Genomic DNA, 13,981 nt, shown 5'->3' with positions numbered 1-13,981 from the left:
TTTAACCTGTTTTTTATTCAAACGCCAGTGAAATATCTCTTCCCGGTACTTCCATCGGGTAATTTCCCGTGAAGCATGCATCACAGAATGCCAGATCTCCAACCATATCTTTCAGCTTTTCAACTTCCATATATCCAAGCGAATCTGCCCCGATCATCTCACGGATCTGTTCCGTTGTATGAGAATGTGCGATCAACTGTTCATTTGAAGGCACATCTGTTCCGAAATAACATGGATGTAAGAACGGTGGGGAACTGATTCTTACATGCACTTCCTTTGCTCCGGCCTTCTTGAGCATCTTAATGATATTCGCACAGGTTGTTCCACGTACAATAGAATCATCCACCATAACAATACGTTTTCCTTTTACAACCTCTTCAATTACATTCAGCTTAATCTTTACACTGCTTTCTCTCTGGCTTTGTTTTGGCTTAATAAATGTTCTTCCGACGTAACTGTTCTTATGGAATGCCATTCCATACGGGATACCAGACTGTTCCGAATATCCTTTTGCCGCAACCAGTCCGGAATCCGGCACGCCAACAACCAGATCAGCATCTACCGGATACGACTCTGCCAGTGCCTTTCCCGCAACAATTCTTGCATGATAGACATTAACATTATCAATCACACTGTCCATTCTTGCGAAATATATATATTCAAAAATACATCTTGCCTGCTTCTTCGGATCGATCGCCATGGATTTATCCGATTTCATTCCATGTTTTGTGAAGCTTACAATTTCTCCAGGCTCTACATCTCTTACGAATTCTCCGCCAACGGCAGCAATCGCACAGCTTTCGGAAGCAAGGAAATATGTATTATCTCTCTTTCCGATACAGAGCGGTTTCAGTCCGAACGGATCTCTTGCTCCGATCAATTTTCTCGGCGAGGTAACAACCAGCGCATATGCACCTTTGATCTTCTTCATCGCATTTTTCACCGCGTCTTCTGCCTTCTTTACATTCAGACGTTCTCTGGCAATATGATATGCAATCACTTCAGAATCAATCGTTGTCTGGAAAATTGCGCCTGTGTACTCCAGTTCATGGCGAAGCTCGATTGCATTGGTCAGGTTACCATTATGTGCGATCGCAAGAATTCCTTTCACATAATTAATAACCAGCGGCATCGCATTTTCTGCTCTGGAACCGCCCGCCGTCGAATATCTGACATGTCCGACACCAAGATTTCCCTTCAGTTCCTGAAGCGACTCTTCATCGAATACTTCATTTACCAGTCCAAGGCCTTTCTTGGAATGTACTTTTCTCTCTCCATATGTATCCGTCACCGCAATACCACAGCTTTCCTGTCCTCTGTGCTGCAATGCAAAAAGTCCATAATAAACGGATGGTGCAACATCTCCGCCATCCATATCATAGGCTCCAAACACACCGCATTCTTCACCCAGTCCTGTTGTTACTTTTTCAAATTCACTCATAAATGCAGACTCCATTCTTTTCAAATTTTTCATTTGTCAAAACTGTCTTTAAAAAGCATTTTGCTATATTAGTATAATACAAGGCAGAAGGAAAAGCAATATTTCCACCTGCCTTGTACTCGTACCGATACATTATTTATAGCGCGTCTTTTAATAAGTTCTACTTATAATCGTGTTTTATTCATTAGAATTTTAACATACAATCTCTTTTGAACGCATGACGATTAATCATTGAATTTCCCCAGAAATTCTTTCATTCTTTCATTCGATGAATCAAATACTTCCTCCGGAGTTCCTTCCACTGCGATCACTCCCCCGTCCATAAAAATCACATGATCAGATACATTTCTCGCAAAATTCATCTCATGGGTGACAATTACCATCGTCATATGTTCCATTGCAAGTTCACGAATGACCTTCAGAATCTCTGCAGTAAGTTCCGGATCTAATGCCGACGTCGGCTCATCAAAGAACAGAATGTCCGGATTCAGCGCAAGTGCTCTCGCAATCGATACACGCTGCTGTTGTCCGCCCGATAACTGACATGGATATGCATTTTCCTTATCGGAAAGTCCCATCTTCTTTAAAAGCTCTCTTGCTTCTTTATAAACCTCTTCTTTCTTACGCTTCTGCACTTTGATCGGCGCATCTGTAATATTCTTCATCACCGAATAATGCGGGAACAGATTAAAGTTCTGAAATACGAGTCCGAATGTTCCTTCGTAATGAATCTCTCCCGCATCCGCAGTCTCAAGTCCTGTCGCACACCGAAGAAGTGTCGATTTACCGGAACCCGACGGGCCGATAATACCCAGAACTTCTCCCTTTTCTACCTTTAGAGAAATGTCTTTCAGAACTTCTACTCCATTAAAGCTTTTTTTAATATTTTTCATTTCAAGCAGACTCATGGTCTATTCCTCCTAATGGTAATAATTCAATTTTTCTTCAATCTTCTCCATGATCATCGCAACCAGCAGGTTGAACACATAATAGAAGATACCGGCCGCGATATATGGAACCATAGAGGTCTGTGCCGCTGCGATTTGCTTTGCCATAGTAAACATCTCAGTTACCGCCAATACAAATGCAAGTGAAGTATCTTTTACCAATGTAATGATCTCATTCGTCACGGCAGGCAGAATATGTTTACACACCTGTGGAAATACAATACGGAAAAATGTCTGACCTTTCGAATACCCAAGCACCTTTGCCGCTTCATACTGTCCCACCGGAATTGCTTCAATTCCGCCTCTGTAAATTTCTGCAAAATATGCCGCATAATTAATTGCAAAACCAATCAGTACTGCTGTCATACGATATCCTGTGGAAATTCGCATTCCAAACAGATAATAAGGTCCGAAATACACCACCATAAGCTGCAACATCAGCGGTGTTCCTCTCATAATTGATATGTATAATTTTGAAATCCATCTGACCGGTGCGATCTTCGACATTCTGCCAAATGCAACTACTAGTCCAAGAGGCAGAGAAAAGAGTAATGTCAGGATAAATATCTCTGCCGAGATCCACATTCCTCCACCAAGCTCTCTTATCAGTGTTCCTATCTCCATCTGTTACATCCTCCAGTTCTTTCAAGCGAGTAAAAAAGAGCCAATCCCCTCCGGGGTTGGCCCCTTCATTTTACTTACCGTTCTTTCCTATACAAAGAGCTCCCGGAACTCCGTAATCTGCATATTTTTCTGCAATCTTATCCACTGTTCCGTCTTCTGCCATTTCATCCAGTGTCTTCTGGACTTTATCTTTCAGCTCTGTATTTCCTTTTTTGAATCCAACCGCATACTGTTCAGATGAAATTTCTTTATCCAGGATCTTATAATCATCCGGATTTTTTCTTGAATTCACCTGATAGTTCGCAACTCCGATATCCATTGCAATTGCATCGCATGCACCAGATTCCAGATCCATGAATGCTGTATTATATTCAGCAACCTGATTCAGATCTGCAAATGTTGCCGCCAGATCTTTCTGATCCCCTTCCAGTGCCGCAAGTGCGGAAGAATCCGTCTGTACTTCCACATGCTTTCCCTTCAGCCCGGCAAAATCATCAATACCGGAATCACTTCTGACTACTACAACCTGCTTGTTATCAATATATGGATCTGACCACGTGTAATCATCTTCACGACCGTTCATAGTAAATCCATTCCAGATACAGTCTATCGTCCCAGAATTCAGTTCCGCGTCCTTGGAATCCCAGTCAATTGGCTGTTTTACCAGTTTCCAGTTGTTTCTGTCACATACCTCCTGTGCAAGATCGAGGTCGAATCCAACATATTCTCCGCTGTCGTCTTTATATCCATATGGCGGGAAAGAAGCATCAAATCCAACGATCAATGTATCATCATCATTCTCTATCTTTGCTTCTTTTGACGATTTCTTCCCATTATCAGATGAACCGGAATCTTTACTCCCACATCCTGCCAATACCGTTGTAGCTGCCATTGCCGTAACAAGGAGCAGTACTAATCTCTTTTTCATTACATATATCCTCCTGTATTCCTTTTACGTGTGCCAAACAGCCACTACACTCTTTTACTAGTTTAGCAGTTGATTACTTTATCACACTAAAATCTTTGGATATATTATCATATTCTGCGGTGTTTGTCAATCCTGCGGTATTCCTTTTTCCATTCTTCCAGCTTTTCTTCCGGAATATCCAGACCAATTTCTTTTTTAGTCTGGTCTATTTCATTCTGTATCACAGTATCGAGACTTAGAAGCACCGGATTTCCCGACAACAACTTAATATATTCTTCATGAGGAAGCGCTCTGTAGCAGCTATAGAGATATGCTTTTAACATATCCGGCTGTTCACATATCTTATACGCTTCCTGATAAGCTTTTGCAGCCTCTTTATACAAAAACTGATGCCCGTATGCTGCCCCCATACTCGCATATACACGCCCATAAAACTTCTTATCTACCGATTCATCCCAATCTCTGTTAATAATAGACTGATATACAAGAATCGCCGATTCATATTCTTTACTGTTCTGTAAGCTGTCCGCCTTATATTTTTCTTTTTCTACATCTCTCTGTGACTGCAGCTGCTCCAGAACACTTTGCATTTTGTGGATCTCAGCTGTCGCATATATATTAGATTCTTTCAGAATCGTAAGTACAAATTCTTCCATGGAACCATTTTCCCGGAGAAGTCTTCGAAGTTCGGATGACAATTCCGGAAGTTCCAGTTCATCACCGATCCATCTGCATAATCGTTCGTTCACAATTGTATAATCAATCAGATACAGATTATTGCAGATGTAATAGCACAATTCTTCGATTGTATAAATCCGCATGTGCACCCTGGATATTTCGAAAGGTCTTTTGGCCCGTTTTTTATGACAAAGAATTAAACTGCCCATTGATACCTCCTAAATGTAATTCCTTTTCTACAAAGAAGTCTGATGCCGGATAGAACTCGCCAAATCCCACATCTTTGAAACGAAGTCTGCACGTACGCTCATCCAGAAACATCACTTCTATCTGAAGCCTCAACGAATAATCCGTACGTTCCGGAAGTCCTTCCAAAGAAACAGTTTCCACTTTAAGATCTTCTCCATCCAGTGACTCTATATGAATCTCAATATCAGATGTATCTTCCAGTATTACTTCCCACTGTCCATCAGCTTCATACCAATGTGTTCCCCATGCAACGATCGGATACCAGCCTTCCTGCCCCGCAATACGCATGCGCAGACAAATCTGTTCTGTCATCTTCGTCCCATCAAGATAAATCGGTCCATCGTCATAAGGGTCTGCATAACGCATGGACGAATAGCAGGCACCTTTACTGTAAAGATTATTTCCGAGAAAGGCCCTTCTTCCGTTACATAACACCTTCAGAGAATTCGGATACCAGTTATTTTCAAACCCCTCCCCTGTCAGATAAACCGACGATACTACTTTTTTATCAAACACATTCTGAATAAATGATTTAAAGCTTTCATCGGCATCCTTCGCCTTGTCCACATTCAGCACAGGATAAATAGCCTCAAGTTCCCTCATATGTGCATTGGCAACTTCTTCTACTGTTACGAACATGTCTCTGCTTTTTGTGCTCACTGTATTCAGACGTCTGAGCATATATGCACGTATCTCCTGTGCATCGCAGTAGAATAACGCCGATTCATACTGCCACAGTTCTTTTGGCTGATAGAACATATACTGGCAAAAGCTTTCCTTATAATCCTGTACGAACACACACTCTCCGGGCACACCTATATGTTTACCGATCCCCTTTAACATCTTTGACATATCCACATTCGTATATGGAACAGAAAATGTAATATAATCAATCTTTTCAAACTTTTTCAGCATCAGACTGACAAATTTGGCAAGGAGCCATACTCCGTCATGTATCTTTTCTCCTACACGTACTTTTTTTCTTTTCACGGCCTTCCGGAACAGATGTGTGACAATGTCTCCTTCTCCTGCTTCTTTTAACCGTTTTGCTTCCTGTCCGTAAACCCATCGGTCTTTATAATATCCCAGTATCAGAGGAATCTGATAATTGTCTACTGCTGCCTCCATCGTTTCCGGCTCTTCTTTATTCTCATCATAGTAGCTGATCTGACAGCTTTTTTCATTCAGATCAACTCCCAGAATACTTCCTTTTTTCATTATCATCTCCTCCTTTCTTCATTAATATATCTTAAATATCTGATTCGCCATCTGTTCTTCTTCCTCGAATTCCAGCATAGCTTTTTTGCGTTCTGCCTCAGAGTCCATACCTGTCATTTCATTCAACTGCTGATATTTTCCCGCGTAAATGCGTTCTTTATCAGTTTCCAGTGTCTTCTTATCTGTAGTGATCATTTCTCCATTTCCGGACTCCTGGAAATAATAGCTTACAGACTCATCATCATAAAGCACAAACTGCTTTACATAAAGATTCTCATATACAGGCATCATGGCTTCTGCTCTGTATCCAAGTTCTTCTCTTTCTTTTTGCTTCATCTTATAGTACAGCCTTACCTTTCCTCCCGGCTTACAACGATATGCTGCCATAACCTTATTATAAAGCTGTACTTCTCTTAACCATTCTTCCGGATATTTCAGGTAATATGGGAATACCAGCTGTTTTTCACACATTTCTCTTATTACCTGATGAAGGACCGCCGCCATTTCCTCAGAATATTCTTTATCTGAATAATACTTCAAGAGTGCAATCTTACATACATCCGGCAGATCTTCTTTCTCTTCACATTCGTTTGCAATTATTTCAAATACACATTTTTCCAGATTACGTCCGTATACGATATATTCTCTGGATACATATGCAAGATATGCCTGCTTCAGACGGAAATATACATTATCCGACAGATAATAATCTTCAAATATATGCTCTTCTTTATATAACGTCTCTGCAAATACCATCTGAGTGATAATTCTTTCGCTGACCTTATATGATGGCACACCATACTGCTTCAGCACTTTCCACAGCCGTTTCATATCACCGATTGCACCGCAATAATACTCCGCCAGATATGTCAGTGTCACTTTATCATACTGGCCGCGTCTGAACATCTCAAACGCAAGATAACTTAGAAAATCATCTTCTGTATAATTTTCTTCTCTGATCCTCCGGCTGCATACCAGAAATACATCTTTATCATCAAATGCATCGATTCCTTTTGCCAGGATCTTATCATAATCTGGTTTTTCTTTTTCCGGCTCCTGATTCCAGAATCCCGTAGATGCCGCATACTTTCGGCACATATCTACAAAACGTGGTTCATAGAACAGACGCTTGGTCTCATACGGAATCGAATCCGTATAGTGTCTTCCCTCCACAGACTCCCAGACAATTCTTGATTCCTTGTCATACAGATATATAATTGCCCCATTCTTCTCGTCATAAGGAATACGCTGACGGACAGAGCCGTCCTTTTCAATAACCAGAACGCACTTCATACCACGTACTTTTGTTCTTACTTCATAGGAATAACAAATGTCACGCATCGCCTCCATACGCTCCGCAGACATCTCATCTTCTTTGCAGAAGCGTTTATATAAAGTGCGCAGTGATTCTGTAATATGGCGCTTCATCAATTGTTCCCATGTAAATGCTACCATCTGTTCCCGGTAATTCAGATACAGATCTCCAGCCTGTTCCTCATGAATCACAAGACTTGCATAGAGATATGCCGCTTTTTTATAATCCAGTGCATTTCCATGCATAAAATACAATACCAGTGATTTTGGAAGCGGTCCGTGTGCACTGTCCTCATCAATTGTCATCATATAGTATTCATAAAGCTGTGCGATCTTAAGATCCGAATCTACTGCCTTCTGATACCAGAAGAAATACTTTTTCTCTGTTTTATTTCCTTTGATCAGAAGTGTACAGATTGTATTAAGGATCATCGGTTCATCGTACATCTTATAGATTCTTTCCAGGATTCTGAAAAGATTATCACTGTATTTCTTCTGCTGGCTGGCAAAATTTGAAATATAAAGGGCCAGTTCTTTTGTCATCATCCGGTATTTTGTAGCAAAATTCAACACCTGTATCTCGAATGTTCCGAGCTTTTTAAGAAGCGTTGGCTTTTCCTGATAACACAGATATGCTTCCAGATAGAACATAACCGAATGAATTCCATATTCAAACTGTTGTTCCAGAACTTCCAGACGTTTGTACGGATTTTTATAGCGTGTATCCAGATTCAGGATCATATAAAGCAGCCACCAGGAATCCTGATGACGCATATATGTCTTTCCAACCTCATCCAGTACCCGTTCTTCATAATTCACGTCTCCACGGATTTTTGCAGTCAGGTAAAGATAATAACAGTTTGTCAGTGGATCTTTCCCGATTGCAAACCGGTTATAATTATAATTCTCCAGAATCCATTTGGCTTCTTCTATCTTCTCTCCAAGCAGATAAATATTAGCCAGCATGAGCTGGTATACCTCATTGAGTGGTTCTAATTTGCGAAGTGTAACCATCTTCTCGATCGCACTGTCCACCCAATGATCTCTGCTTACTCTTCCTGCCATATAGCCTACATATTCTTTTACGATCTGTGCCATCAGAAGTTCCGGCATCCTGTGATCTTCGTCATATTCCTGATTCTGCAGTACTTCCACTTCATATGTCAGTGTCTCATACGGTGTCACAAATTTCAGTGCTCCGTAATTACGTCCTCCATGAAGCTTCTCTGCTCTTACCACATATTCTATCTCATGTGCATTTCCCACAAAATCTTCTGTACTGATTTCCGGTCTTGATACCCGGATAAAATCTCCTACTGTCTCAATCTTGATCGGCATATATCCCCAGGTATTCTTCATCAGAGTCAAAGTTCCTTTCGTTGACTCAGTCAGATCTTCAAACAGCATTCCTTCTCCCTGCAATGTCAGGAAAATGCATTCTTTCTGCTTGATTCCCACCATGAATTCTTCCATCGCCTGCTCACTGAGAGACCATTTACGCATATTGTCATAAAGATAGAAAGTACGTTCATTTTCATATTTTAAAATCTCATAGAATTCTTTAGACCGGAATAATCTTCCTGCTTCCGAAAAATCTTTGATCGCAAGTTTTCGGAAATCATCTGTGCTTTGTACTTTTCCATACGTTGTCATCACATATGGTTTTTCTATAATAGCTGTAAACGACAGTTCATATTCACCACCGCTGCATACGATCGTAAATTTACCTTCTTCTACATGTCCCGGACGAAGCCCACGTCCGTCATATGTAAACTCAACCCTCGACGGATTTCCCTCGAATCCCTGGTCCTTAAAATGAACACGAAAAGAAGACGAGTAAACGAGTCCTCGTATTCTGCCTTCATTATTCGCCCTCATTGTAAAACTTCCCCTGTATACTTCCCCTTCACCTATAATGAGCACCAGATTCGTCTCATCGAATATAACATCAGGTCGTATCAACTGAAAGTCGCCTTTTGAAAATTTTTGGATTTTATTTTTCAAGTCCTACACCTGCTTCTTTCGTTGCTTTTTTCTTAAAACATACTATAATAAATTATAGCATTGTTTGTCAACGAATGGCAATGCCGGAAAGAGAAAATATCAAAATTGTGTCGATAGGATGGAAAATTATGAAAAAAAAACCAGAATTTCACGGAAGCGATCTGGAAAAGATCGCAGATTATTATCACCTTGATAAGGAAAAGATTGTTTTGTTCGGCGCCAATGTAAACCCGCTCGGATTATCCGGACAGGTAAAAAAAGATCTCGCAGAACATCTGGATATCATCAGCAGTTATCCAGACAGAGATTATACAGATCTGAAAAAAGCAATTGCTGCATATACCAATACCTCGCCGGAACATATTGTTGTCGGAAATGGTTCTACGGAGCTTATCTCACTCCTGATCAGCCAGCGCGCACCAAAAAGGGCGCTGCTTCTGGGACCGACCTATTCCGAATATGCAAGAGAGCTGAATCTGGTCGGCGGCACACTGGAATATTATAATCTGAAAGAAGAACAGGATTTCAGACTGGATATTTCCGATCTGACCGATACACTGAAAAGTGATATTGATCTTCTGATCATCTGTAATCCGAACAACCCGACCTCTTCAGCCATCAGTACCGCTGATATGAAAAAGCTGTTAACCGTATGCCGGTCACTTGGTATCTTCGTTATGATCGATGAGACTTATATCGAATTCGCACCGGAAGGCACTTCCCTCTCTGCAGTTTCTCTTGTACCGGAATTCGACAACTTCATGGTCATCCGCGGTGTATCCAAGTTCTTCGCCGCACCTGGACTTCGCTTTGGTTATGGTCTCACCAGTAATCAGGCATTTCTTCAGACACTTCTTACCCACCAGAATCCGTGGAGCCTGAACAGTATCGGGGCTTACGCCGGTGAACGGATGTTGAAAGATACCGATTATATTCAGAAAACCTGGTCTCTCATTGATTCTGAGCGCACCAGAATGTGCACAGAGCTTTCCGGACTGGATACCGTAAAGATTTACCCGGCTTATGCCAACTTTGTTCTTGTAAAGATCTTAAAAGAAGGACTCACTTCTTTCGATGTCTTTGAAAAAGCGATTCACCAGAATCTCATGATCCGGGACTGTTCTTCTTTCGAAAGCCTGAACGGAGAATATGTACGGTTCTGCATTATGAATCCAGAGGATAATGACCGGCTGCTGGATGTATTCCGTTCATTATAATCAATACAGAGAACCTGCCCCCGGCAGCTTCTTCCGAATGCATGGCAATACAAACACCTGTCTGCGGCCCGGTATCATTCCTGAAATAATCCAAGTTACAGACAGGTGTTTTTCATATTTTCCAATATTATTTTTTTAAGATCAATGCCATAAAGGTAAGTTCTTCATCACCGGTGTTCTTAATTCCATGTGCATCTCCGTCTTTACACAGGAACAGATCGCCAGGATTTGCCGGCTGTTTTTCGCCGTTATCGTCATAAGTTCCGTGTCCGGTCAGAATGAAGTAAGACTCCGTCTCACCATGATGATAATGGTATCCTACTTCACATCCCGGATCCAGATGAATCTTGGCATACATCTTACAGGCTTCTCCAACTTCTTCCGAAGTAACCATTGCTTCTCTTACAATATAACCGTCTCCGCCATTTACATGTTCCACTTTTACCAGTTCTCTTTCGCCTTCTCTTGTCATTTTTAAGTTCCTCCTTGATTCGTAAAACATTCTAAAACAACAATACAACCTGAAAGATACAAAGTCAATGGTAAACCCTTAATCTTAATTCACGATCCGGTAATATTCTTTCGCGGTTATACTGTAAACGATGATATAGAATACCGCAAACACCGCTATCGTAATGATTGTGCATACCGCAAACAACGATACATTCGTAAGATTTAATACTCCCAGAATTTTTGTCATTACTTTAAAGGCTACTGCAACATGGATCACTGCTACAACCAACGGCAGGAAGAATACGCTTAAGACCTGGCTTCTTATGGAACGCTTCACTTCTTTTTTACTCATGCCAACCTTCTGCATGATCTGGTAACGCTCCCTGTCATCATAGCCTTCCGATATCTGCTTATAATAAATGATCAGTACCGTTGCCATAATAAACATACTTCCCAGATAGATTCCAATAAAGAACAGTCCGCCGTACAATTCATAAAAAGAAGAACGGCTTAACATACGGCTTTCCATCGTTCCATCCGGAAACTTTTCATAAAATTCGTTCTGTATCTGTTCCAGTGTCTCTTTTTGTTTTCCGTCATCTCCCTTCAGGTTGAATTTATCTGCATAAGAAAATGACTCGATACGTTCAATCTGCTCTGCATTTGCAAATACAATGTATAATGTCTTATACATTTCTGCCGTGCTCTTCGGCTGGCTCGTCATCTCGGACAGTTCTTTTTTCACCTGATAGTTCTGTCCTGCAATGTTTATCTGTTTTTTTCCACATTTGCCGTTCGTGGTATAGGTCAGTATCTCCTGTTCCTTTAACGAAACATTCTGTTTTTCTATCCGGTTATACTCTTCCTGTGTGATCATCTCTACATAGTAAAAATGATTGTCCGGATAGTACTGCTCTACCTTTTCCAGATTATTTCCTTTCAAAACCGCATTCATACTGCCATATCTGTACCGGACTCTGTCTGTTATTTTTACCCCTGCTTTCTCACATTGTTCTTTTATCAGTCTCTGAAGAGTCTCTTCATTATTTGTATCGGCTTCATTGCAGACAATTGAAACATCTCTCGGAAAACGTGAGTCCAGAATATCTTCCATTCCCGCATACAAAGATACCGTTGTGGATACCATAACCAGCACCATCGTACTTAACACACAGATGTTCGCAAGTCCCGCTCCGTTTTGTTTCATACGATAGATCATGCCTGATACACTGGTAAAATGCTTTGGATTATAATAATAAGCTTTATTTTTCCGGAGTATTTTCAATACCACAATGCTTCCGGCAATAAAAAGTGCATAAGTTCCAATAATCACACAGACCACTGCAACAAAGAATTTCAAAAGTGCTTCTAACGGTGCCTCTGTTGTAAGTGCAATCCAGTAACCATTGCCAAGTGCCGCCACACCGACGATCACAAGCAGCCATCTGCTCTTCGGCTCTTTCTCCCCCTGATTGCCTCCGTGCAGAAGTTCCACCGGATTCACCAGCTGTATCTGTAAAATGTTATATAAATACGTCAGAAGAAAAATTCCTGCAAATAATATGACAGTCTGTACAATTGCAGTCCCATTAACCGAAAACTGCATATCTACGCTATTGTGCAGAATCTTAAGGAGCAGCAGATACATCAGTTTCCCAAATATTATTCCAAACACCAGACCGCCAAGAATACTGATTCCCGCCGTCAGGATCGTCTCAACTGCCATCATTCGTGCAATATGCCGCTTTCCCATTCCAAGAATATTGTATACTCCGATCTCTTTCTTTCGTCGTTTGATCAGGAAACTATTCGTATAGAACAGAAAAATCACTGCAAATACAATGATCACACCCGTTGCATACTGAAGACATATCTTCAATGTATTCTGGGTAATACCTTCCCCCTTGCTCAGTGCGTCAATGATATAGAACATCATGACGGTCAGAACACCTGTAAAGATATAGGGTACATAGGTCTTACGGTTATTCTTAAGATTGGTCACAGCAAGTTTTTCATAGATGAAATTATTCATCCTCCTCACCTCCTGTGGTAAGAATCTTCAGCGTATCTGAAATTCTTTCATACATTTCTTCGTTCGTAAGATTCCCCCTGTAAAGCTGATGGAATACTTTTCCGTCCTTGATAAAAAGCACCCTTTTCGCACTACTCGCCGCTTTCACACTATGTGTCACCATAACAATCGTCTGACCTTCCTGGTTAATCGTTGTAAAAAGATTCATCAGACTGTCTGCCGCTTTCGAATCCAGTGCTCCCGAAGGTTCATCGGCAAGAATCAGCTGTGGTTTCGTGATCAGCGCTCTTGCAATTGCAGCTCTTTGTTTCTGCCCACCGGACACCTCATATGGATATTTCTCCAGTAGTTTTTCAATTCCAAGTTTTTCTGCAATCGGTTTTAATCTCTTTTCCATCTCCGGATATTTCTTTCCGGATAATACCAGTGGCAGGAATATATTATCCTTTAATGAAAATGTATCTAACAGGTTAAAATCCTGAAATACAAAGCCGAGATTCTGACGTCTGAACGTTGCGATCTCTTTTTCTTTTAATTTTCCCAGATCCCTGTCTTTTAAATAAACCTTTCCTTCTGTCGGTTTATCAAGTGCCGCCAGAATATTCAGCAAAGTCGTCTTTCCCGATCCAGACTCTCCCATGATTGCAACATATTCCCCGCGTTCTACCGTAAAATTCACATCTCTTAAAGCCTCTACCTGATTGCTCCCAAAACGAGTCGTATATATCTTCTTCACATTTTTTACTTCCAGTAATGACATAAGTTTTTCTTCCTTTCTTTTTAAGATTTCTTCTTTACGGTATCTATTATAAAAAAAGAGGAAATATCCTGCCATCGAAGCATGTGACATTTCCCCTGTTTAATCTTACATTCCTG

General features: G+C 40.9%; 11 protein-coding genes. 1 reads left to right on the top strand and 10 read right to left on the bottom strand.

Annotated features, from left to right (window positions below):
* Positions 1–13: 13 nt before the first annotated feature.
* From purF to NQ508_RS06110, 7 genes are all read right to left on the bottom strand, one after another.
* Positions 14–1,441: an amidophosphoribosyltransferase gene (purF, locus tag NQ508_RS06140; RefSeq protein WP_044919621.1), complete on the bottom strand. Its 1,428-nt coding sequence runs from the start codon at positions 1,439–1,441 to the stop codon at positions 14–16.
* Positions 1,442–1,665: 224 nt separating this feature from the next.
* Positions 1,666–2,349 (bottom strand): amino acid ABC transporter ATP-binding protein, encoded by a 684-nt coding sequence (locus tag NQ508_RS06135; protein WP_006426766.1) that lies wholly within the window; start codon positions 2,347–2,349, stop codon positions 1,666–1,668.
* Positions 2,350–2,361: 12 nt separating this feature from the next.
* Complete coding sequence (locus tag NQ508_RS06130; RefSeq protein ID WP_006426767.1) at positions 2,362–3,012, bottom strand: amino acid ABC transporter permease; 651 nt, start codon at positions 3,010–3,012, stop codon at positions 2,362–2,364.
* 70 nt (positions 3,013–3,082) lie between these two features.
* A complete protein-coding gene (locus tag NQ508_RS06125) occupies positions 3,083–3,940 on the bottom strand; it encodes an amino acid ABC transporter substrate-binding protein (protein WP_006426768.1) in 858 nt (285 codons plus the stop codon).
* A gap of 107 nt (positions 3,941–4,047) precedes the next feature.
* Positions 4,048–4,827, bottom strand: coding sequence for a hypothetical protein (locus NQ508_RS06120; RefSeq protein ID WP_006426769.1), 780 nt, complete (start codon positions 4,825–4,827; stop codon positions 4,048–4,050).
* Positions 4,802–6,085, bottom strand: a complete 1,284-nt coding sequence (locus NQ508_RS06115) for a DUF5716 family protein (RefSeq protein WP_022416049.1) — start codon at positions 6,083–6,085, stop codon at positions 4,802–4,804. The genes NQ508_RS06120 and NQ508_RS06115 overlap by 26 nt, the downstream gene beginning before the upstream one ends.
* Before the next feature lie 21 nt (positions 6,086–6,106).
* Complete coding sequence (locus tag NQ508_RS06110; RefSeq protein ID WP_044919623.1) at positions 6,107–9,403, bottom strand: DUF5717 family protein; 3,297 nt, start codon at positions 9,401–9,403, stop codon at positions 6,107–6,109.
* Positions 9,404–9,531: 128 nt separating this feature from the next.
* Here NQ508_RS06110 and NQ508_RS06105 point away from each other — a divergent pair, with 128 nt between their 5' ends.
* Positions 9,532–10,620 carry a pyridoxal phosphate-dependent aminotransferase gene (locus NQ508_RS06105; RefSeq protein WP_022416047.1) on the top strand — a complete coding sequence of 363 codons (1,089 nt, stop codon included), beginning with the start codon at positions 9,532–9,534 and terminating at the stop codon, positions 10,618–10,620.
* Between the two features lie 127 nt (positions 10,621–10,747).
* Here the strand turns inward: NQ508_RS06105 and NQ508_RS06100 are convergent, their stop codons facing one another.
* From NQ508_RS06100 to NQ508_RS06090, 3 genes are all read right to left on the bottom strand, one after another.
* Entirely contained in the window at positions 10,748–11,092 is a 345-nt protein-coding gene (locus tag NQ508_RS06100; protein ID WP_022416046.1) for a cupin domain-containing protein, read from the bottom strand.
* Between the two features lie 84 nt (positions 11,093–11,176).
* On the bottom strand, positions 11,177–13,105 hold the full coding sequence (locus NQ508_RS06095; protein ID WP_006426774.1) for an ABC transporter permease: 1,929 nt from the start codon (positions 13,103–13,105) through the stop codon (positions 11,177–11,179).
* Positions 13,098–13,865 (bottom strand): ABC transporter ATP-binding protein, encoded by a 768-nt coding sequence (locus tag NQ508_RS06090; protein WP_028086259.1) that lies wholly within the window; start codon positions 13,863–13,865, stop codon positions 13,098–13,100. Before NQ508_RS06090 ends, NQ508_RS06095 begins: the two co-directional genes overlap by 8 nt.
* Positions 13,866–13,981: the final 116 nt, after the last annotated feature.

Source organism: Dorea longicatena, assembly GCF_025150085.1.
In the GTDB taxonomy this organism is placed as follows: domain Bacteria; phylum Bacillota; class Clostridia; order Lachnospirales; family Lachnospiraceae; genus Dorea_A; species Dorea_A longicatena.
This window is presented reverse-complemented; position numbering and strand designations above follow the sequence as displayed.